This is a genomic window from Bradyrhizobium ingae (assembly GCF_055791185.1).
In genome coordinates this window covers 20,795-42,745 of record NZ_JBVUBB010000040.1, presented here as the reverse complement: position 1 = coordinate 42,745, position 21,951 = coordinate 20,795, and the positions used below count along the sequence as shown (strand labels likewise).

Here is a 21,951-nt window from a genome sequence, read left to right as displayed (position 1 = left end):
TGTCGTAAGCCCCATCGGTGGTAGTGCGGGTGTTTAGTGTTACCTGACGTGCGCCAAGGGAATGCTGCTTTCCCAGAGAAGATCGTCGGCGTCCTGCTGAATCTCGATGTATTGGCCGTTCCAGTACACCAGTCCGGAAAGCTGCGGCGACAAGTCGAAGTTCAGGATGCTGCCGACAATGATCCCGTGTGAATAGCGCTCGATGATCTCCTCGACCCGGCATTCGATGGTCGCGAGCGAGTTGCCGAGCAGCGGAACGCCGGACGCGCCCGCAGACCATGGAACGCCGTCAAAGCGTTGCGGACCCTTGAGGCGTCCGTCGCTGAACCGGCTCGCCAACTCCTCCTGGTCGGAGCCCAGAATGTTCACGCCGAAGACCCCGTGGCGCTCGATCAGAGCAAAGGGCGACGCCTGCCGGTTGACGCTGACGAGCAGGCGGGGCGGGCTCGCGCTGAGCGAAGTCAGCGACGTGACCGTCATCCCTGTGGTGTTGTCGTCTCGCCCGGCCGTGATAATGCTCACGCCGCCGGCGAGGCGACGCATCACCGCGCGAAACTGGTGCTCGATCTCGTCGTTGTCGGTGACGAGATGAATGTCCGACTTTCCCATGTCAGTCTCTCCTTGGGTCTTTCGTCCTAGAAAAAGCCCTTTTCCGGCAATGGCGTGCCATTGATTTCGTATTGGCCGATCGAGCGCGTCTTGTAGGTGGTCGGATTGTGGGACGAGAGCGTCCGCGCGTTGCGCCAGTGACGATCGAGATTTGTGACCTTCTTGGCCGCCGATGCTCCGCCGACGTCGAACAGCAGGCTGCCGCCCCGAATGGCGAAATCATCGGCTATGATCTTGGCTTTGGCCGAGAGCAGCGCGGCAGTGTGGGCGGCTTCGGCCGCGTTCGATGCACCGGCGTCAAAGGCGTCGGTCGCTACATCCAGCGCCTCGGCGGCCGCGAGCACTACGGTTTCGGCGGCGAAGGCGCCGCTGGCGATCTGACCGACGGTCTGCTGAAGCAGGGGGTCCTCGCTCGGGACTTCGTTCGGCGCATAGTAGAAGGTCCGCTTCCGGGAACGCACGAGCGCTGTCGCATCGCGCAGCGTGGCGCGCGCGATACCGGCGACGATGGCCGTGAGGAAGAGCTGCGAGAACGTATTGGAGTAGGCAACGCCGTAGCCGACGTCAGGCGCGTCGAATACGATTTCCTGACGCTTGACCCTGACGTTGCGGAAGTGCGTCGTCCCGGTCGCCGTCAAGCGCTGGCCAAGCCCGTCCCAGTCGTCGACGAGCTCAATGCCGTCGCGCTTGACCGGAACGATCGCAGCGCAGCTAGTGCCGGAGGAATCGGCGGCGCGCACCAGGACGTAATCCGAATAGAGAGTGCCAGTGCTGTAATATTTGGTGCCGTTCAGGAAGTAGTCGCCGTTTCCGTCGGGCGCGAATGTCGTGCCAGGGGTGACGTTGCCGACGCGCTGGCTTTCGAGTTCGGTGGCGGCAAGGCCGATGATGGCGCCCTCGGCAACCGCCTTTTGCCATTGCCGGCTCTGCTCGTCCCTTGGACGCCGCACCAGACGCTCGACCACGCTGAAGTGATTACGCAGAACATGCGCGCCATTGGCGTCCGCCTCGCCGAGGCGGATGACGAAGGCGAACAGCTCGCGGATTGAGTTGCCGGCCCCGCCAGCCTCCACGGGAAGCCGTAGAGCGCCCAATCGGGCTCGCCGGATGAGTTCGATTGCGTCATAGGGAAGAACGCGATCGCGCTCGCGATCGCTCGCACCTTCGTTGATCTCCTTCAGCAGGGCCTCGATTTTCGACGAGGCGGGTTGGAGCGGGTACGAGGAGTCCAGCGAGAAACTGGTTACGGGTCTGTTCATTCCCCTTGCCTATTTCTTCTTAGAGCTGAGCGAGATGGTCGCTCACCTTGACCGGTTCCGGCAGAATCTTGCGCGCGACGAGCCAATCCGCGGCCTTCTGCAGATCGGAGACGAACTGCTTGTCGTCGACCGCCAAGCACCGATACTGACGCTTCAGTGCGATGAACTGGTCGCGGACCTCGTCGCTGTACTTGCCAGCCTTCTGCGCGATGTACTCGGCCTCCTTGGCATTCTCCGAGATCCATTTGCCTTCGGCGCGGAACGCATCGTTGACGGAGCGAATCAGCGCGGGATTGTCCGTCGCGAATTTGCGGGTGGTGAGATAGGAGGTGTAGTCGATCTGGAAATCGAGATCGCGCCCCTCCAGGAAAAGGTCGTGCGCTTTGTATTCGAGCCGGGCGATATCGACGCCGGGGCTCCACATAGACCAGGCATCAACCTTGCCGGAGGCAAGCGCGGGCGCCGCATCCGGCGGGTTGAGATAGACGAACTTGACCGCGGAGCGGTCGACCTTGTGCTTCTCGAGCGCTGCAACCAACAGGAACTCGCCGAGGCCCGAGCGGTTGACTGCGACCGACTTGCCGACGAGGTCCTCGACCTTGTCGATGCCCGAGCCATCCTTGGCGATGATGGCCGTGGTGCGCGGCTCGTAGACAACGAATTGCGTGAACACCAGCGGCGAGCCCGCGATGATCGCGGCCAGCGCCGGCGTGGTGCTGCCGCCGAAGCTGAAATCGGCGCTGCCGCCAGTTACCGCCTGCAAGGTCGGTGCGTGATTGGGGAACGGGCCAAGCCACTCGACCTTGATCCCCTCCTTGGCCAGCGCCTTCTCGAACTCGCCGCGCTCCTTGGCGATCAGGTTGAGGCCGCCGAGGCCCCAGGTCAGGCGCACCGTATCCGTGGTGCGCCCAGTACCGGCCTCGGCGAAATGGGAGAGGTTCAGGCCGGCGAGCGCACCAATGCCGAACGCTGCGGAGCCGAGAAAGCCGCGCCGGGATGGTTTGGCGGAGAAGTCAGACATGAAGGGCCTTCCAGGTCGCTCAATTCAGGGGATGAGGCGAGGTCACGCCGAGCTCGGCAAGGAGATCAGCGCGCGATATCGAAGCCGCGTCGGATGCGCGATGCTCGAAAGCGATCGCACCGCTCCGCATCACCAGGATGCGATCGGCCAGCGTGATCGCCTCGTCGACGTCATGCGTGACGAGGAGAACGCCCGGACGGTGGCTGGCGACGAGCTCACGCACGAGCTCGTGCATACGCATGCGGGTCAGGGCATCGAGCGCCGCGAAGGGCTCGTCCAGCAGCAGGAGCTCCGGCTGTTGCACCAGCGCGCGCGCGAGCGCGACGCGTTGCGCCTGTCCGCCCGAGAGATTGCGTGGCCAATCGTCGAGGCGATCGCCGAGCCCGACTTCCGCCAGCGCTTCGGCGGCGCGCTCGCGCACATCCGGAAGCTGCAACCCGAGCGCGACGTTGCGCCACAGATTGTCCCACGGCAGCAGGCGATGCTCCTGGAAGACGACCGCAGGCCGACGCGGCGCATTGATCCGTCCGCCCCGGATCGGGTCGAGCCCAGCAAGGGCGCGCAAGAGCGTGGTCTTGCCGCAGCCGCTCTCGCCGAGCAGGGCGACGAACTCACCGCGCTCGATGCGCAGATTGAGCTTTTCGATGACGATCCGCTTGCCGTAAGCGCGTGTCATATTGCTCACGACCACGGCAGGCCCGGAACCAGCGACACGCGCGTGAAAAGGCGCGACGTGAACATTCATCGCGCGGCTCCATAGTTCGGGTGCCAGGCGAGCAGGCGCCGTTCGAGGACGCGGGCGATAGCGTCCGCTGCCACCCCGATCAGGGCGTAGATCACGATTGTCAGCACGATGACATCGGTACGCAGGAACTCGCGCGCGTCCATGGCAAGGAAGCCGATGCCGGATTGCGCGCCAATGGTTTCTGCAACGACCAGCGCCAGCCAAGCTGTCGCGAGTGCATAGCGAATGCCGGTCAGGATTGACGGCAATGCGCCCGGCAGAATGATCCGCCGGATCAATTCGAACGCACCAAGCCCCTGGATCCGGCCAAGTTCGATCAGCTTCGGATCAACTTGCCGGATTCCCAAGACGGTGTTGATGTAGATCGGGAAGGTGACGCCGAGCGTCACGAGGAAGATCTTCTCGGCTTCGCCGACGCCGATCCAGACGATGACGAGGGGCAGCAAGGCCAGGAACGGAATCGCACGGATCATCTGCACGCTGCGATTGATCACAGCCTCGGCGATACGCGAGAACCCGACGAGCACGCCGAGCGTGAAGCCGACAGCGCCACCCATCGCAAAACCTGCCACCGCGCGCAAAAGGCTGATGCCCAGATCATTCAATAGGCTGCCGGACGAAATAAGCTTGAATGCCGTTCTCATTATCTTGCTCGGCGCAGGCAACACCTGCGGCGACAACCATCCCGTCTGTGCCAAAAGCTCCCACACAATCACCAGCGTCATCGGCGCAAGCCAGGACAGTAGTTGCAAGCCGTTTTGTCCGAGCCTGTTGAGCGAATGCGTTGCGGGCGCAGCGCTGTTCTGCCGTTCCTGATCGGATACCGCGGCGATTACAGCCGGTTCGTCGTTGCTCAACTCGATATTGCTCAAGACGGGTCGTCCTCGCTTGATCGCACATGCGACAAGCGCATAAGCCAGGTCGGCAATGAGCTGCCGCCTCTTGCAAAATGTCCCACGAATTCGCGCGAACAGAAATAGAGCGGTTTTTCAATTGTGGTTCGTTGCAGAGTGTTCTGATCTCGCCGCGGCGAGGCGCGCGACAAAGAAAATCTTTTGATGCCGGACGTGCTTGATCTCGCGTCAGGCAGCGGCAGAAACTGACAACGCAATCTGGACGACGCGACGATTTCAGGGAGAATGCGATGACGACGAGGCCGCTTCGCTTCGGAATCTGGGCGCTGGTGCATGGTCCGCGCGCGGCGCATCAGGATCCCGAAGAACCCCCTATGATGCGTCATGGGAGCGCAACCGGGACCTGGTGCTCGCCGCCGAAGAGCTGGGCTACGATTCGACGCTGATCGCGCAGCACACCATCGATCCGCACCAGGAGGATCTCGATCAGCTCGAAGCCTGGAGTGCTGCGGCTGCGATCGCAGCCTTGACGAAACGGATCGAAATCATCGCCGCGATCAAGCCATACCTGTATCATCCCGTGGTGCTGGCCAAGCTGGCACTCGGCATCGAGAACATCAGCCGTGGCCGCTTTGCCATCAATCTCGTCAACGCCTGGAACAGGCCGGAGCTCGAGAAGGCCGGTATCGGCTTTCCCGAGCATGACGCGCGCTACGCCTACGGGCGCGAATGGATTTCAGTCGTGACGCGCCTGATGGAGGGCGAGCGGGTTACCCATGCCGGCGAGCATTTCGACGTGCGTGATTATGCGCCGCTGCCAACGAGCCTCTATCGGACACGTCCCGCGATCTATGTCGGCGGCGAGTCTGAGCCTGCCCGTGCGCTGGTCGCCGGTCACGGTGACGTCTGGTTCATTAATGGCCAGCCGCTGGGGGACGTCGCCGGCCTGATTGCCGACGTCGACGCGCGTCCGCGGGGCGATGCGCCGCCGCTGCGGTTCCGGCTGTCCGCCTTCGTCATCGCGCGAGAGACGGCGCAGCAGGCGCAGGCGGCCTATGAGCGTCTCCTCAGCATCGCCGCCAAGGATGCGGCGATGAAGGCGATCCAGACGCAGAACACCGATCCCAAGGTCGTGATGATGCAGACCATGCAGAAGACGCCGCGGATCGGCAGCAACGGTGGCACGGCGGCAGGCCTGGTCGGCAGTTATGATGAAGCCGCCGAACGTATTCACGCCTTCCATGCAGCGGGCATCGAGCTGTTCATGCTGCAGTTCCAGCCGTTCGAGGCGGAGATGCGGCGCTTTGCGCTGGAAGTGATGCCGCGCGTGCGCCGATACGCGCCGAGTGGCGCCGGCAAATCCGTTGAGCGGTTGTCAGAATTGTCGGGCAGGTGAGGGGCTAAGCGAATCCCGGCGCCGGACCTGAGCCGATATCGCCGTTGCCATGCGGCAGAGCCGGCTCCGGGCAGTTAGTCAATCGCGCGGGATTGCCGACTGCGGTGCAGCCGTGTGGCACCTCACTGGTCACAACCGACTCGGCGCCGATCTTGGCGAAATCACCGATGCGGATGTCGCCGAGAATGGTCGCGCCCGCGCCGATAAAGACGCCGCGGCCGATCCGCGGTGAGCGCGTAGGAAGCTCCCGCTGCCTGCCAATGCTGACATTCTGGAGAATGGTAACGTCGTCGCCAATCACGACGTTTGCACCAATCACGATCCCCGTGGCGTGGTCGAGGTATACTGAGGCCCCGATCCGTGCCGACGGATGAATGCTGACCTGCAATGCATTGGAGGCTTCGTTTTGGAAGAGCAACGCTCGATCGACGTGGTCGTGCTGCCAGAGCCAATGCGATACGCGCCAGGCCTGCAGCGCGACGAAGCCCTTGAAGTGGAGAAGCGGCGACAGTAGGCCGGCGATCGCCGGATCGCGAGCGACAATGGCTTGTAAGTCCCGACTTGCGGCTTCAACCAAGTCCGGCTCGCCTCGAAAGGCGTCGTTGGCGAGCTTCGCAAAACGCGCGTGCGTCGCGATGTTGCCGCCGAGCCGGCGTCCGATTTGGTCCGACAAGGCGGCCGCGAAATCGTGATGAGCCAGGATGGAATCGGAAAGCGCCGCGCCAAAAACTGGATCGGCGGCGATCGCGCGCCGCGCCTCGTGGCCTATTTCCTGCCAGAGGCTGTCGCTCTCGATTATCGCAGGTCTGGCCATCCGAATCTCCGGTCTGCCCCACACGTGGGCTGTCGAATATAGAACGTGCCGTGCATGCACGCCAACTCACGCCGAACAAATGTCGACGGCCCGGCCTCGCGGCGGACACCCAGTCGATGCTCTTTCCAATTCCGTTGGCGCCAGATTGCTGAGGCCAACGCGGCCGAAGGTCATCAGCGGTATCATTCGGCACGGTGACGATCGCGTGGACAAGAGATTGACATCGGGCCTCGATGTCGATCCTCGGACGGCCATCTCCTCACGTCGCCCGAAACTGCCGGTCAGGACACTTGCGACGGGGGACCACGGTCGCGCGGCTGGCGAAGATGCGTTCGGTACTCTCGATGTCTGTCAGATGCCTGCGACGTCTAGGCCGTTGATCCTGCCCGCCTGCGGCCTGCTCACCCTTGATGAACGCATCGAATGTGTCGCTCGGAAAATAGACCTGGCTGGGCTGATCGATCACCAGAAAGGAAGGTACTGGATTGGTCGTGCCGCGCGTCAGGAACACACCATGAAGTGCTAGCAGCGCGGCCAGATGGTACGCCATCCAATTCTCTCCGCTACCGATCTCCCAGAGATAGTCAGGGCGATTTGCTCCCTCCCGTTCGAAGTTTATGCTTAACTCACGTTCGTCAAGGACTGGTTTGCCTTCCGCGCCGGCCACACCCACTCCGCCTGGCGGCCGCGGAACGGTTCGAAAGTCAACCACCGCAATCTCACCGCGGCGGTGATCGACAGCCGCGATTTCCTGGCGGCGAGGAGGCGCGCCGACAATCAGGTGCTTCTGCCCGCAGGACGGAAGGTAGCGTTCACCGGTGACCTCGACTTCAACCAACACCTGTTGATCTAGGCCAAGCTCGACCAGGTCCACGGCAAGCACCCCGACATGGTACTGTTGCACGGCGGATCGCCGAAGGGCGCCGAATTGATCGCCGCCAAATGGGCCGACAACCGCAAAGTCCCGCAGATCGCCTCCAGGCCCGACTGGACGAAGCATAACAAGGCAGCGCCGTTCAAGCGCAACGATGCGATGCTTGACGTGCTGCCGATCGGCGTGATGCACTTCCCGGGCACCGGCATCCAGGTCGGGCGGTTTGGAACAGGCGGCGCTTAGGCGCCGCCATCATCCGCCTTCAATCCTCCGGATAGACGGAGGAATTCAACGTTGCTGGCGCCAGAACTGAGTGCTGTAGTTGTTAAGGTCGCGAGTATGGGAATCGACCGTTGCCTGGAATGTTTTTGGGACCGTGTCTCCGTTACCACCTTCCCTGAAATAGTCCCTCACCGAGTAGAGCGCTCCTCTCATCAGGTGCTCCCACGTTTGATAAGGCCTGGTCTGTCGATCCTGCTCCTGTTTGGCAGCGCTCGGCTTCCGCTTGGGAACGGGGATCGTATAGTCGGGACGTAGATCCACGTCATGGACGAAGGTCATGCTGCCAAGCGTCCACTCGTCATCGACGGTCCGGCGCACCGATAGCTCACTCGGACACTCAGGCGTTTGTCGAAATGGTGAGGCGGCATGACCTGGTCATCAATATAGAAGAGTTGGCCTTCCTTTTGTTCCGCTTCCATTCGGCGTTTCATGTCCTCAACCGCGAAGGACAGCTCAATGCCCGCGCGTCTAAGGGCGTCTCCCGTTTCCGCGCGCTTTCGTGCCGCCTTGGCCTGGCGGTGGTTTGCCAACGCTCGTTCAAATCGATTAAGTGTTTTTGCAATGTAGGGTCCGCAGCTCGCGAGGCGGAGGCCGTGCAGGTCGCCCAATCGTTCTTCGCGGATCGCTTGATCGACAAGTCTGTCCAGATTGCTGGTATTGATCGCCGTAAGCGCATCTTGTTGATCGCGGGGGATATTGATCTCTCCTATGCCGGCTATCCTCGTTCTACCTATCGAAGCTCGAATGATCGTGACGACCTTGATGCTGCCGAGGCAGGTGGGAAGTCAGGGACCATCAAGAATCGCAATTCCTCGATAAGACAATATCAGGACAATTCTCATAGATCGTGGGCGTTCTTGTTTACTGAGGTGTTCGTCAATGCCTGTGCGTTGCCCTGCGGGCCGCGCTTTCGGCTGCGCCGGAACCACGCCGTTGCCGTGTTTCCGCCCATTCGGCTTCAATCACTAACGCAGGGTTAGGCGGCGGACTGCTCGAATCGGCGATTTGCCCCATTCAGTCCGGCACGCCGGTAACGGCGATGCGTGCAGCGCATGTATGGAAGGCTAGGTCGATATCGCTCTCGATCAGCCCTTCGAGTTGAAGCGGTTGCAGGCGACCGGCAGGTACGAATGCTAGCGCTACCGGATGATGACCAACTCCAGTGCTCGGTCATCTCCAGTCGGCTTTTGTTCGGCGGGTTCTGGTTGTCATGACGCCTGCTGCGGCTTGACAGGCGCTAGCGCTTTCGAGAAATGATTACCCACAAATTCTTTGGACGCCAGTGTCAATGATCAGGTCCGAACTTGTTGAGCGTATCTCCGGCCGAAATCCGCGCCTTTATCCGCGTGACGTCGAGAACATTGTAAATGCAATCCTGGGCGAGATCGTCGCCGCGCTCGCGCGCGGCGATCGGGTTGAGCTTCGTGGATTCGGAGTGTTCTCTGCCAAGCAACGGCAGGCTCGCATCAGCAGGAATCCGCGCACAGGCGCGCTCGTGCGGGTCGACGAGAAGCGCCTTCCGCACTTCAAGGCCAGCAAGGAAATGCACGAACGACTAAACAGTGACGCGGGACCGAAAGACAGCAACTTTGCCGTCCAAGACAGTCCAAGAGCGTCCGCTGAGCCTGGTGTGGTGAAGAAGCAACGTTAATATTGTTTTCGCAAACGCAAGCGCCAGTGACGCTCCACAAATCTCAATGATCGAGGCACTCTGGGGTCGGTACCGGGGATGGACTACATTGCGTCTTATTGAGCTATTTCCCGGGGAGCCGCGGATCTCATCTGTGGCTCCATTTTATTTCGTGAATGTTTTTGAGAAGATGTCGATGGCCATCCAGGACTTAAGTGACGCGAGCGTCCTTAAACTCTACGAAAATATTCGGCAGCAAGTTGCGGCCGATCTGCGCCTAGGCAGCAAACATCGTCTGTTGGGCGAGACTGCGAAACGAGAAGCGCTGCGCCTTGAGGAAGAACTGAAGCGCCGTCGAGTTCCGTATACCCCCATCAGTTGGAGCTGACGCTCGATCCAAATGAAGCCGGCGCGAGCCGCCACGAGGGTTTTTGAGATTGCAAGCTTTTGGGGCTTGAGGCGTCGGAAGCTTGCAATTTTGTTTTTTGGATTTCCCGCGAATCGCGAGTCGTGATTCCGTCGTGGCATCGGAGGGGACGATGCGACGGAAGGAACGACGCGACGAGGGACAGACCGATCGTCTGCGCTCGTAAGCGGCGTGTCTCCCGCACCTTGTTGCTGTTGAGCAGATCGGCAAAATGAGTTCCGCCTGGAAGAGGACGGTTTTCATAGATGATCGAGCGTGTTGTCGACGCATCTCAGCTACGGGTCCGGCGGCGCTAGAGCGACGAGGTTAAGGGACGGATCGTTGCGGAGTCCTTTGTTCCGGGCGCGGTCGTCTCGGATGTTGCGCGGCGCCACGGTCTGTCGCCGCAGCATTTGTCGGCCTGGCGCAAGGCGGTACGCGACGGATTGTTGAAGCTGCCGTCCACGCCCAGGGCATGAGTTCGTCCAGATGCGAGGCCGGCCAGAGATTGACAAGTCTGGTGAGGACGTCGGTCAGATATCGGTCAGTGGATCGTCAACCGTGGAGGGCTGACGAAAGGCAAGAACGTTGGTAGCCTCGGTCATGGCCTATCGCTCTCCTTGAGGCTCTGGCAGGCTGGACACCCGCCTCGATACGCCGCCTCTCTCAACCCGTCATCACCCAGTTTCGGCCATAGCTCGGCAAGCGTTTGGTCGAATGGATTGTCGTGAGCTGATGGACCAATGATCGGAATCGACGGGCAGAAGGAGGGTAATGCTCGGCAAGTTGCGGATCGGGGGCTCCCATTCGGTCAGCCCTACGTCAGACAAGACCGATATAGGTGGCCGGGCCGGCATGACTTTCGAATATTCGTGAGAGCAGGCAGCCCAGTCCCTCTAAATCGGGAGTTGGATTATGAGGGGCATTGACGAGCGCGGGAATCCGCTCGGTTCGGAACGCGCCAACGAAGGTGGGGACGCCGACGGTTCTCGCGCAGGAGCGGCGCGTGCCCCCGGCGAAGAGACCCGATCATTCGATTCTGCTGTGGATCGGATCCGCTCTGAGCTTCAGGATTCAGGCGCTTCCAGATCGCGTATCGCGCAACCCGCCGGCGGTGCGGAACGGTTTGCCGGTCCCCTCATCGGCGCGCATCGTATCCTTGGCGCTGCGCTGCAGGGCGCAATGGGTGGAAGCCGTCGTCGTTTCCGCTCCTTGGCGGAATCCAGTTCGTCGCGTTCTGATGAGGAGCTCTGGCGTGACGATCCGGCGGCCGGAAGCTCGCAAACAAGCGCGCGCCCGCAGCACACGCAATCCTTCTCCAACCGGCGTGGCGGACCAGAAGGAGGGCGCGTGCACGATGTGCCATCGCAGGTCGTCCAGGGTTCAGGCTCGCAGCGACCCTGTCGACCTGACAGTGGCGCACCACGCGGCGAGGCGGACTCCTTGCCCTCGGATGGCGAGCCGTGGCGCGCCGATCGAACGGCCGAAAGCTCGCAAAGAGCGGCGCTTCCGCCGGATACGCAATCCGTGCCCGAGCGATGTGGCAGGCTAGGAAGGTGGCGCATGGGCGATGTGCCTGCGCAGCCAATCGCGCGTGACGGCTCGGAATCGCAACATGGATCTTACAGAGGCGCGCCAAATCGGGAAGCAAGTCTGTCGCGTTCGGATGGCGGTCGGTGGCACGCCCATCGAGCGGCCGAAAGTTCGCAACGAGTCGCGCTGCAGGCACATCGCCAATCCGTCTCCGACCCAAGTGATGTACCAGAAAGGCCGCGTATCAACCATGCGACTGCGCAGAACATCCAAGCCGCAATATCGGAAAGGCATTTTAGACGTTCAGATGAACTGAATGCGGCGCTAAGAGAAATCGCCAGCGCTCGCAACATCGGTACTTTCTCACGTAAAGTGGTGCATCACAACCGGGAGCTGAAGGGGAAGGACCTTTCAGAATTTCTGCAAAACGCGGCTGGCCATTTTGATGCTCGGTTTGTGGCGCAGTTGGAAGAAAATATCCGATCGTCATGGGGGTACGCCACGACGTGCAACGCGGTGAGCCGGGACGCGGGAGGTCAGGCCGGCATAAGAGCTTGTCGAGCCCTAGCGGCTCAGGTATCGCGGCTTGACAAGGCGCTCTTGACGCAGGTCGGCCCTCGGGCCTTTTCCCTTTTCGCATCATCGTTCGGTCGGCATCCCCGGACAACGGAATGCCGCGACGGAACGGTCAAGATCGCAGAATTTTGTCGCGATGAAAGCGGGATACTTCAGAGAGCCGAAAGTCAAGATCTAGCATTATTGGTGAATGGCTTCAGCAAGTGGCCCGAAGCGACGGCCTGTGGTGAGGCCATAGTCGCAATCGCGTGTGAGATCCCTCGCCGCCCGCTCTCCGATTTTACATCACAGCACTTGGCGAACCTGGTGAATGGTCTCAGCAAGTGGCCGCAAGCGGCGGACTGTCGCAACGCCACGGTCGCAATTGCCGGTGCGATCCGTTGGCCCCGGCTCTCCGAGTTCAAACCACAGGAACTAGCGAACCTGGTGAACGGCTTCAGCAAGTGGCCGGAAGCAGCAGCCTGTCGCGAGGTCACAGTCGCAATCGCGGGTGCGATCCGTTGGCGCCGGCTCTCCGAGTTCAAGGCACTGGAGCTGGCGAAGTTCAAGCCACAGGAGCTGGCGAACCTGGTGAACGGCTTCAGCAAGTGGCCGGAAGCGCCGGACTGTCGAGAGGCCATAGTCGCAATCGCGAGTGCGATCCCCCGCCCCCGGCTCTTCGAGTTCAAGCCACAGGAGCTGGCGAACTTGGTGAATGGTTTCAGCAAGTGGCCGGAAGCGGCGGACTGTCGCGAGGCCACAATCGCAATCGCCGTTGCGATCCCGCGCCGCCGGCTCTCCGATTTTACACCGCAGGCATTGGCGAACCTGGTGAACGGCTTCAGCAAGTGGCCGGAATCGGTGGCCTGTGGTGAGGCCATCGTCGCAATCGCCGATGAGATTCCTCGCCGGCTCTCCGATTTTACTCAGCAGGAGCTGGCGAACCTGGTGAACGGCTTCAGCAAGTGGCCGAAAGCGGCGATGTGTGGCGAGGCCACCATCGCAATCGCCGGTGAGATCCTTTGCCGCCCGCCCACCGATTTAACACCGCAGCAGATGGCGAACCTGGTGAACGGTTTCAGCAAGTGGCCGGAAGCGGCGACGTGTGGCAAGGCCATCATCGCAATCGCCAGTGAGATCTCTCGCCGTGAGCCCTCCAACTTAACACTGCGGCAGATGGCGAACCTAGTGAACGGCTTCAGCAAGTGGCCGGAAGCGACGAGCTGTCGCGAGGCGGCAGTCGCCATCGCGAGTGAGATCCCTTGCCGCGAGCCCTCCGACTTAACACCGCAGCAGATGGCGAACCTGGTGAACGGTTTCAGCAAGTGGCCAGAAGCGGCGATACGCGAGGCGGCAGTCGCCATCGCGAGTGAGATCCCTCGCCGCCCGCTCTCCGACTTTACACCGCAGGACCTAGCGAACCTGGTGAACGGCTTCAGCAAGTGGCCGGAAGCGGCAGCCTGTCGCGAGGCCACGGTCGCAATCGCCGCTGCGATTCCTGGCCGCCGGCTTTCCGATTTTACTCCGCAGCACCTGGCGAACCTGGTGAACGGTTTCAGCAAATGGCCGGACGAGGCGGCCTGCCGCGAGGCCATTGTCACCATCGCCGGTGCGGTGCCTCTCCCCCAGCTCTCCAATTTCAATCCGCAGGAGCTGGCGAACCTGGTGAACGGCATTAGCAGGTGGCCGGACGAGGCGGCGTGCCACCAGGCGGTAATAGACATCGCGCGTAATCTCGGTACGAGAGGCTGGCGCTTTGGTGCTTTCACAACGCCTGAGCTCAGCATGATTGCCAATGCCCTCGGGCGAAGTATTGTGAGGGAGCAGGACACTGGAGAAGTCACAGAGGCCGCTCTGCTGAGCGATCGGCTACATCAGCTGGCCCACCACCTTCATTATGCCACGGATCGCCTGGAGCAAGCCAATGTTGTGAGCATCGCCAACATCTTCAAGGCATTGGGAAAGGCCCAGCTGTTCGACGATCTCGGTTTGCTCGCATCGACAGGGCTCAATCGTCTTGCGGAATTGAGTCGTGCCCCTGGTTTCGCCGCGGAGAACGACCTCGAAACTATAGGCAATCTGTGCGTAGCTCTGCTGCCGCTGGCCCGCAGCTCGCAGAAGCCGCTGCGCTGGCACCGCAGAGCGGCTCTGGGCTTGCTGAACGATCTGCAATCAGTCGTGGAGCAGAAGATCGAGGCACATTTGGCCGCAAGCGATGCGGAGCGGACCCGTGGACCATTGGCGACTCGTTGCCCCGCGCTCTCGATCTATCAGGTGCTAAAAGCACGTGCGAGCCTGGGGACTCTGTACCGACGACCGTATGTCGAGGGCAAGAAGTCCGATTTGTTGATGAGGCAGCAAGAGCTGCGGCGCGGGACCAGGGAGATCCTGGCCGGCGCACGCGACCTCATCCAAAGCGATCTTTCCAATATGAGCTGGAATCTGATCGCGCAGATCGAGGCGGATAATCCGGTCGATGCGCTCGACGCGCTGATGGTGCAGGATGCGGAAAGGATCAAGGCGCAACATTCTGCGTCAGTCTTCGATGTCCATCAGGTGTTGCGAACCATGGATCACGAGCCCCGACCGCCCCAGGGGGAAGCGGGACTGATGCAGTTGCCGGTGGTGGACCTGCAGGGACGGCGAGTGGCCACCGAGCCCGAGACACGGTATTCGATTTTTCATCGCCTGACGTCGGGGACGCTGCCGGTGGTCGCGGTGCAACTGCCGGCAAAGCCGAGCGCTTTCATGTTGGCGCGCACGGTCACCGTCGAAGGGGTGCCATACCGTATGGACCTGTTCGGCGGCAGCAAGTTAAAACCACCCAAACCGACCGTGTCGCAGATCGCCGCGCGCGCGCCAGGCGAGCAGCCAGCCGCGTCTTCCGGAGGGAAGCTGCTGGCCATTCCCTATGCCGACACCGCACCCGGCACGGCGTTCGAGCAGCTGTCACGCGCCTGGGCGCCCTTCGAAGAGGCCTATTATTACACTCAGCGCAGGGGGTTTGCAGCACCGCCGGCGATCAAAGATCTCGGGCCTCACGACTACGCGCTGGAGGGCACCTTCAACCTGTCGCTGCTGCCGGACCGCCCTGCCACCGAGGAGCATCCCTTCAAGCTGACTGGGCCGCAAGGCCCGATTGCTCTGCGCCCCCATGACGGCTGTGGCTTCATCAAGGCCTCGCTGGCCGAGCGCATGCGAGCGGTTCGCCGGGCCGGCCACCGGGACGGTTCCGATCGGATGCATGCCTTTGGTGAGGGAAGGCGATCGTCGCTGCCCGCCTCGGCGCTACAGCACTATCCGCGCAGCGCGCAGGTGGCGGATGAGGCGCGCGAGAAGGCGATGAATTGGCTTGAACACAGGCAAGAGGAAAAGCTGACGTCTGAAGAGCTGTTTCGCACCGTGACGGCCGGACATATCGATGGTCCCGGCGCAGTCGCCGTACCGTCCGATGATGGCTGCCTCCATGTGCCGACGCTCAAAAGCGACACCTTGACGGGAACGAGTGGCGTGCTGCTCGGGCGGTCCCCCTATGACAAGCCCAACTTGCGCCCGTTCGAAGCCGAGCGAGTGAGGTCGGCGGCCGATGGCGATTCGACTGCGGCGTTCCTGGATCAGTGCGTGGCCATCCAATACAGTTTTAACGTCGCCCAAAAGTTAAGCGAGCTATTGTCAGCCGACGATCCGACGTTTTTTGCCAAAGGCATTCTGATCGTGGTGCCGGACGAGATCTGGCCGGCCAACTACGCCGGCCAAGGGCTGGTCATGTCTGCCGAGGACGTCAAGTCCCATTCGAACTGGACCAAGCGCAAGGACCGCGTAACGGAGGACACGCCGGTCGACTGCGTCGGCATCCTCCAGGCGACCGAGCTGTTCGCCCCGGGCTCGTTGGTGGCCGTTCCGATCGATGAACAGAAAAAGCTTGACGGTGACTTCGACGGGGACACGGCCATTGTCATCGCCGACCGGCCGCAGCTTTATGAGCATGTCCGGCAGTTCGATCAGGCCGTGCACGCGCGCGGACTTCGCTCGCTCAAGCCGCCAAAGTCGCATACCCCGGCAATTGAGGGCGAGAACTACCACTTCGGTCGTGCCAGCCAGATCCTCGCTGCGACACAGGATGTCTTGGAAATGTATAGCTGCCTGCAGCGAGACTTTTTGGCCCAATCGCATGATGCCCGACACTGGTTCGCCGAACGTGCCGTATTTGGGACGTTCGAGGGCATTCACGACGAGCTCAAGCGGGATATCCGGGCCCTGTTGAACCAGGACCAGGTGCGTGGCCAGGATATCCAGGACAAGCTCGAGCGGGCGAGGGACGAGATCGAGGCTGCAGACCATCCGGTCGCCGGCGAAGTCGCTGAGCTGCTCATTTCCGACCTCGAGGCGTGGGCCGCCAGCGCGGATAAGCAGGTCCTGTCCGAGGGAGTTGACAGCGGGAGCGACGCAATCCCAACGCTGAGCCCAGCGCTCTCCGAGCTTTTCCCAGACCTGGCGGCGACCTATCCGGCAACGCCTGACCCACGCCACAGGATCCAGGCCTTGCTCGACCATTATCCTGCGCGCATCGATCCCCGCCCGGATGGTTACAACGCGGACGACCTCCTACAAAGCGCAACCAACCTCCTGAGCCTCGGCATCAAAGTCGGGACTGACGCCTATAAATCAGACACGGATGCTCGCAACTTCATGAAAAAGGGCCAAACGCTTCAGCGGCTCCTGCAACGGACGCCGGGTCTGCAGTCCGTGCCCTACAGCAAGGGACTGGCGGCGACCCTCAACCAGGGCAGGTTCGATGCCGATGCGACCTTGGAGGATCTGAAGGACAATCCCACGCTGGCGGCTTCAATCATGGAAGCCTCGATCAAGCTTGCCGTGGAGAAGCAGATTCTGCCCGCCCCTTCTGGCCGACAGCCTGCCGCCGAGGATTCCGCCGTGACCGTCACGCTGACCCGCTCCGAGGCCTCAGAGCGCGCCCAAATGGAGGCTGACCGCGCTCGGGCCAAAGAGAAGAAAATCACCGCAACGACACTCTGGGTTATCGGAATCCTCAGGAGAGCAACCGTCCAGGTGAATATGCCCCATCTCGATCGCAGGTTGAGATCAGAAAGCTCCATCAGGGATCAGCTCACCGGCATGAGCGTCCCATCCGGCAGCGTCGCACAGCTGATCAGCAACGCCGTCCGCCATGTCTTCGAAGTTCCTGACACGGATTTTACCCGCGCCTTCAAGACGGCCATGCTGGCGTTCGAGGAGCGGGGGTACGCCGAGATCAGCACGACCAACTGGTTCAGGATGCGCAATCCGACCTTTGTCGGCATCAAAACCGTGCTCGCCACCCCGGAGGATTACCGCTTCGAGGTGGAGTTCCACACGCCAGACAGCTACCAGGCCAAGATTGACAATCACGATACCTACAAGCAGCTGGATAAGCTTCGCAAGCAAGCGAGCGGCGATGCTCTGGAGCAAGGTAAGGCGGAGGAGCTCACTCAGAGCGTGCGAGCCGTCTGCAAGGAGGTCGCCATCCCCGATGGCGCCAGGAACATCCCCCATTGGGGCGGTGAAGCGGGTCTCAGAGGCGCCGCCAGCGCAGCCTTTGGACTGCGCGCTGCCGAAGAACCAAGAAGGCCAGGGAGGTCGGCCATTGCAAAAGAGATTGTCGCTGCTCTCGGTGCGCGACCCATCGTGCTCGTCGGCCTGCCCGCCGCTGGAAAATCCACCATCGGCCGGTATCTCGCAAGACGACTGGGGCTGCTCTTTATCGATTCCGACAAACAGATCGAGCAGGCCACCGACATGTCGATATCGAAGATTTTCGATGCCAAGGGCCCGCAGTGGTTCAGGGACAGCGAGGCAAGCGTGATCGCGCAGTGCGTCGAGAAAGGGAACGTGGTCCTGGCAACCGGGGGCGGGGCGTTCGAGCGCGAGGAAACGCGGCGCCTCATCCAGGACAAGGCGGTGTCGATCTGGCTCGACACCAACCGAGACGAGATATGGAAGCGCCTTGCAAAGGACACCAGCCGTCCGTTGCTGCGGATCGACAAGGCGGAGGATAGCTACGTCGCCGAGAGCTCCAACACGTCGGCCATCAAGAAGCTGCGCTTCGAGGAGCTCGTCGCGCAGCGCACGCCCCACTATCGCCAAGCCGATCTCACCGTCGTTCCGTGCGAAAAGCGGGACAACAAGAACGCGGATGCATGCGTGCAGGCGCTGCACACCTATCTTTGCGAGCAGAGCGCTCCGGACCGGAGACGGCCTGGAGATCAACTACAGGTATAGCGCGACGATCTGGGTAGGAAGCCCGTATTGCCGCATGTAGCGATGTTCCCGATAGACCTCTTGTTGCCTCATCTATTTTGCTCCCTGGCCAGGGAGTGAAGGAAGCCGGTCGCACAACTGGTGGGCATTTCGAGCGCACCGATGTCCGCGCTCGGTCCTCGATCGATCACGGGTCTACTTCATACCGCCGTTCCGTTATCGAGCAGCGGCGAGCTTTCCGGTGATGTGTCGATCACGCCAGTTGTGCTACGTCGTCTCAGGAGCTAAGCAACAGTGCGCTTGCTTGCTCGCTGCGCCACGATTTGAGACGACTGCGGCGCGGCGATCAAAGTGAGAGTGAAGAACCGATGTTTGACGCTCCGGACTTCCTTGGATGCGTCGAGTCCGAGGCCGCTTGCGATTGGGGCCATAAGTCCAGGCCAACCCACATACCCTGCCGCTCTCGACAAGCCTGCGCCTACGAAAACCGCAGCGTTGTTCTCCCTCAGCTCCTTCAGATATTTTTCCAGGAAATCTTCTGTATCTCGATCCATAAAAAAGCAGGCCAGTCTCAATGTTACGAATGAAAGCCCCGGTCTGAGAGAGGGGTTGTTCAATTATGGCAATAGTCTTGAGCAGATAGTTCGGTCTGAGCTTGCAGAACATATCATGAACATTGACAAGCCTGCGACCGCTGGTTGCTCGTTCAAAATCAATGACTTGCCATTGTAATGAATATTTAAATGTCCAATATCTATGATTGTGGATATAGTAATATCCAAAAAAAGTTTGGTTGAAAGATGCGCACAACACCACCGCTCCCGCTGCCCGCCAAACGAGCCCTTGCGAAGCTCGGGCATGACATCAAAAGTGCCCGCCTGCGTCGCCGCATCACGACAACAACGATGGCGGAGCGCGCCTTCATCACCCGCGTGACCTTGCGCAAGGTCGAGCGCGGCGACCCCGGCGTATCGCTCGGAATCTACGCAACCGTAATGTTTATCCTAGGTCTGGTCTCGCGCGTTGCAGATCTCGCGGATCCGCGAAGCGATGAAGTTGGTCTTCAGCTCGAAGAAGAACATCTTCCGAAGCGCGTGCGTCAATCCAGCGTAGCCCGAAAGAGGTCGCCATGAGCGATCGGGAGCTTCTCGTTTACGTCGATCTCGAAGGGGGCGCGCACGCTGTCGGCCGACTTTGGGCGCGCAGCCGGAAGGGCAAAGAAAGCGCTACTTTCGAATACGATGCGGGGTGGCTTGCCAATCCCCTGCGCTTTGCCCTCGAGCCTTCACTGACACTAGGCAAGGGACCGCATCATACGGGGGCGCGGTCGCTTCATCTTTGGAGCGATCGGCGACTCCGCGCCTGATCGATGGGGGCGCGTGCTGTTTCAGCGCGACGAGCGGCGCACAGCTCGTGAAGAGAGGAGGATGCCGCGGACTCTGCTCGAAGCCGATTATCTCCTTGGCGTGGGTGACGTCGCCCGCCAGGGTGCGTTACGCTTCGCAGAAAAAGAGGGTGGACCTTTTCTTGCGTCAGGAGTTCAAATCCCCCCACTTATTCAACTGCCGGCGCTACTTGGTGCGGCTATGCGCATGAGCGAAGACGGCGGCAGCGATGAGGATCTGCGTCTTCTCTTGGCTCCCGGCTCGTCGCTCGGTGGTGCCCGTCCAAAGGCATCCGTCGTCGACAAGGACGGTAGCCTAGCGATAGCCAAGTTTCCGCAGCATGATGATTCGACACGTGTCACTCTGTGGGAAGCCGTGGGACTTACGCTTGCGGCGCAAGCTGGAATTCCAACGCCGGATTGGCGCATCGAGAAAGTAGCTGATCGAGATGTTCTTGTTCTGAGGCGGTTCGACCGCCGCGGCCAGGTGCGCATTCCGTTCTTGTCGGCGATGAGCGTGCTCAATGCTACCGACAATGAACCGCACAGCTATATGGAAATCGCCGACGCCCTACGCCAGTATGGCGCGAGAGCCGAAGAGGACTGCGCACAGCTTTGGAGGCGGATCGTCTTCAATATCCTCATATCCAACAGCGACGATCATCTCCGCAATCACGGTTTCCTGTATGAAGCGTCTGGCTGGCGGCTGTCTCCCGCCTACGATATGAACCCCGTTCCGGGGGACATCAAACCTCGCATCCTCACGACCGCGATCGACGAGGTGGATGGAACGGCTTCACTCGATCTTGCCTTTGAGGTGGCTTCGCACTTTGGCTTGAAGTCCGAGAAAGCGAAGGCAATCGTGCGACAGGTCGGCACATCAGTTGCACGGTGGCGCGATGCAGCTACCGCGGCAGGTTTAGCATCCAGGGAAATCGAGCGGATGGCCAGTGCTTTCGAGCATGAAGAGCTAGGCGAAGCGCGCAAGGCATAAGACTCGATTGGCCGATCAGCCACGTAAGGAGCAGGAAACCGACTACAAAGACATGACTGACGACGGAATTATCTCGGACCACGTCCCGTCGTTCGAGGAGGTCGTGAAGTGCTGCGACGCATTCCAGATGTGCGCAAACGGCATGTGCCCAATTTCTCCGGGAGCCATGACCGTGTAGCTGATTGATCAGGTCCTTACCTGGTCTTGCTTCGGAATGCCGAGCGTCATTACCGGCGCGACATATCCTTCAGTTCTTTGCGACGTTCTGCCATGAGGTGTCGCGCTTCGGCCGTATCGAAACCGGCTTGCTTGAGCTGTTGAATCGTCCCCGATAATGCGGCGATTTGGGCCTGGATCTGGAGCAACTTGATGGGCCGCTGCTCTTGCATCCTGATGTACCCGCTGAGCAGCGACTTCCGCGCGCGCAGCATTGCCCCTAGTCTGAAGATGGGCAGTTTCGAAGTCTCTGCCAGATAATACACTTTGCGCCGAAGCTCCGGTGATCCGAACAGGTATTCAGCGATCGCGGCTGCCCCCACCAACATGTCATCGCCGTATTCGTCGGGGCTGTCGCTCTTCGGGGTCCATTTGTCCTCCCAATTGCTGTTGATAGGCCCTTCGCGGCTGCGAAAGACTTCCCCGGGGCAGATAGGTCGGAGTGTTTGCTTGAACCTAGCTGGCCAGTCTCTTGGGTGGACCGCCGAAAAAGGGTAACTCCGCGATGTTTGCCCGCCTTTAGTCTCGAAAAGCGGGCTTGGGGAATGTCGCTATTGCCTTTTTTGGTAGCCCCAAAGTCAATTTTAAACGGCTGCGATTTCAGAAGGTTACAAAACATTCCGAAAATGCTCTTGTTCGCATACGCTCGTATCGCGAACGGCTACGCTGGCACATGCCCGGTTATGCAGCCATCATTCTACTGCCGCGCCGTCAACATCAGCCCGCTCTTCTGGCGCGTAGTCGAAGGGCAGCGCCGATCGTGAACGAGGCTCGCGTGTGCCATACCAGTTCTGGCAGCTCAAGGAACGCGATCTCGTATGGAAAGAAGACCGCTATCGAGCAAAGTGGTTCGCGGTTGACCAATCTCAAGCCGACAAAGCACAAGAAGCTGTTAGGCCGATGGGTAGCGACCGCAATCGCCGCTACCGCCAAGCGCTCATCCGCACTTCTCCCTGCGGTGAATGGTTTTCACCGCGAATTCTGCCAGATCAGGCTGCCGGCGAAGCCGCCGAAAACCGGCCGGTCACGCGTCAGCCGCTCGCACCTGAATAACCCCACCATCCTGCCTCACAGACCTGAACTTTAGATGTCGATCACACTTCAACCTGCTAGCGTTATCA

The 21,951-nt window shown here is 60.9% G+C and carries 16 protein-coding genes and 3 pseudogenes; 10 read left to right on the top strand and 9 right to left on the bottom strand.

The window, feature by feature from the left end; translation table 11 throughout:
* Window positions 1–39: 39 nt before the first annotated feature.
* The 5 genes from ACV1FX_RS35430 to ACV1FX_RS35410 are packed head-to-tail and all read right to left on the bottom strand — an operon-like array spanning window position 40 to window position 4,359.
* Window positions 40–609 carry a flavin reductase family protein gene (locus ACV1FX_RS35430; RefSeq protein WP_473122168.1) on the bottom strand — a complete coding sequence of 190 codons (570 nt, stop codon included), beginning with the start codon at window positions 607–609 and terminating at the stop codon, window positions 40–42.
* A gap of 26 nt (window positions 610–635) precedes the next feature.
* Complete coding sequence (locus tag ACV1FX_RS35425; RefSeq protein WP_473122167.1) at window positions 636–1,868, bottom strand: acyl-CoA dehydrogenase family protein; 1,233 nt, start codon at window positions 1,866–1,868, stop codon at window positions 636–638.
* A 19-nt stretch (window positions 1,869–1,887) separates the two neighbouring features.
* Window positions 1,888–2,889: an NrtA/SsuA/CpmA family ABC transporter substrate-binding protein gene (locus ACV1FX_RS35420; RefSeq protein ID WP_473122166.1), complete on the bottom strand. Its 1,002-nt coding sequence runs from the start codon at window positions 2,887–2,889 to the stop codon at window positions 1,888–1,890.
* Between the two features lie 19 nt (window positions 2,890–2,908).
* Entirely contained in the window at window positions 2,909–3,634 is a 726-nt protein-coding gene (locus tag ACV1FX_RS35415; RefSeq protein WP_473122165.1) for an ABC transporter ATP-binding protein, read from the bottom strand.
* On the bottom strand, window positions 3,631–4,359 hold the full coding sequence (locus tag ACV1FX_RS35410) for an ABC transporter permease subunit (RefSeq protein ID WP_473122194.1): 729 nt from the start codon (window positions 4,357–4,359) through the stop codon (window positions 3,631–3,633). Before ACV1FX_RS35410 ends, ACV1FX_RS35415 begins: the two co-directional genes overlap by 4 nt.
* Window positions 4,360–4,778: 419 nt before the next feature.
* Between ACV1FX_RS35410 and ACV1FX_RS35405 the strand changes: the two are divergent.
* A pseudogene (locus ACV1FX_RS35405) lies at window positions 4,779–5,884 on the top strand (LLM class flavin-dependent oxidoreductase).
* Between the two features lie 4 nt (window positions 5,885–5,888).
* Here the strand turns inward: ACV1FX_RS35405 and ACV1FX_RS35400 are convergent.
* Window positions 5,889–6,698, bottom strand: a complete 810-nt coding sequence (locus tag ACV1FX_RS35400) for a serine acetyltransferase domain-containing protein (RefSeq protein ID WP_473122164.1) — start codon at window positions 6,696–6,698, stop codon at window positions 5,889–5,891.
* A gap of 259 nt (window positions 6,699–6,957) precedes the next feature.
* Window positions 6,958–7,365 carry a DUF3732 domain-containing protein gene (locus tag ACV1FX_RS35395; protein WP_473122193.1) on the bottom strand — a complete coding sequence of 136 codons (408 nt, stop codon included), beginning with the start codon at window positions 7,363–7,365 and terminating at the stop codon, window positions 6,958–6,960.
* Between ACV1FX_RS35395 and ACV1FX_RS35390 the strand changes: the two are divergent.
* The 5 genes and pseudogenes from ACV1FX_RS35390 to ACV1FX_RS35370 all read left to right on the top strand — a co-directional run.
* A pseudogene (locus ACV1FX_RS35390) lies at window positions 7,363–7,815 on the top strand (DUF2493 domain-containing protein); the annotation flags it as partial. The gene ACV1FX_RS35395 and the pseudogene ACV1FX_RS35390 overlap by 3 nt on opposite strands.
* 392 nt (window positions 7,816–8,207) lie before the next feature.
* Complete coding sequence (locus tag ACV1FX_RS35385; RefSeq protein ID WP_473122163.1) at window positions 8,208–8,834, top strand: hypothetical protein; 627 nt, start codon at window positions 8,208–8,210, stop codon at window positions 8,832–8,834.
* 308 nt (window positions 8,835–9,142) lie between these two features.
* Window positions 9,143–9,505, top strand: coding sequence for an integration host factor subunit beta (gene ihfB, locus ACV1FX_RS35380; protein WP_473122162.1), 363 nt, complete (start codon window positions 9,143–9,145; stop codon window positions 9,503–9,505).
* Window positions 9,506–9,680: 175 nt separating this feature from the next.
* Window positions 9,681–9,872 carry a hypothetical protein gene (locus ACV1FX_RS35375; protein ID WP_473122161.1) on the top strand — a complete coding sequence of 64 codons (192 nt, stop codon included), beginning with the start codon at window positions 9,681–9,683 and terminating at the stop codon, window positions 9,870–9,872.
* Window positions 9,873–10,228: 356 nt separating this feature from the next.
* The gene (locus ACV1FX_RS35370; protein WP_473122192.1) at window positions 10,229–10,369 is read left to right on the top strand and encodes a transposase; all 141 of its coding nucleotides are present in this window, start codon (window positions 10,229–10,231) and stop codon (window positions 10,367–10,369) included.
* Here the strand turns inward: ACV1FX_RS35370 and ACV1FX_RS35365 are convergent.
* Window positions 10,347–10,430, bottom strand: a pseudogene (locus ACV1FX_RS35365) (transposase domain-containing protein); the annotation flags it as partial. The gene ACV1FX_RS35370 and the pseudogene ACV1FX_RS35365 overlap by 23 nt on opposite strands.
* A 1,875-nt stretch (window positions 10,431–12,305) precedes the next feature.
* On the opposite strand from ACV1FX_RS35365, the gene xopAD reads away from it, so the two are divergent.
* The 3 genes from xopAD (at window position 12,306) to ACV1FX_RS35350 (ending at window position 20,614) form a co-directional block, all read left to right on the top strand.
* The gene (gene xopAD, locus ACV1FX_RS35360) at window positions 12,306–18,257 is read left to right on the top strand and encodes a XopAD/skwp family type III secretion system effector (RefSeq protein WP_473122160.1); all 5,952 of its coding nucleotides are present in this window, start codon (window positions 12,306–12,308) and stop codon (window positions 18,255–18,257) included.
* An 884-nt stretch (window positions 18,258–19,141) separates the two neighbouring features.
* A complete protein-coding gene (locus tag ACV1FX_RS35355; protein ID WP_473122159.1) occupies window positions 19,142–19,369 on the top strand; it encodes a hypothetical protein in 228 nt (75 codons plus the stop codon).
* A gap of 294 nt (window positions 19,370–19,663) precedes the next feature.
* Window positions 19,664–20,614: a type II toxin-antitoxin system HipA family toxin gene (locus ACV1FX_RS35350; RefSeq protein ID WP_473122158.1), complete on the top strand. Its 951-nt coding sequence runs from the start codon at window positions 19,664–19,666 to the stop codon at window positions 20,612–20,614.
* A 227-nt stretch (window positions 20,615–20,841) separates the two neighbouring features.
* On the opposite strand, the gene ACV1FX_RS35345 is transcribed toward ACV1FX_RS35350, so the two are convergent.
* The gene (locus tag ACV1FX_RS35345; protein WP_473122157.1) at window positions 20,842–21,159 is read right to left on the bottom strand and encodes a hypothetical protein; all 318 of its coding nucleotides are present in this window, start codon (window positions 21,157–21,159) and stop codon (window positions 20,842–20,844) included.
* Window positions 21,160–21,607: 448 nt separating this feature from the next.
* Here ACV1FX_RS35345 and ACV1FX_RS35340 point away from each other — a divergent pair, with 448 nt between their 5' ends.
* Window positions 21,608–21,883: a hypothetical protein gene (locus tag ACV1FX_RS35340; RefSeq protein WP_473122156.1), complete on the top strand. Its 276-nt coding sequence runs from the start codon at window positions 21,608–21,610 to the stop codon at window positions 21,881–21,883.
* Window positions 21,884–21,951 lie beyond the last annotated feature (68 nt).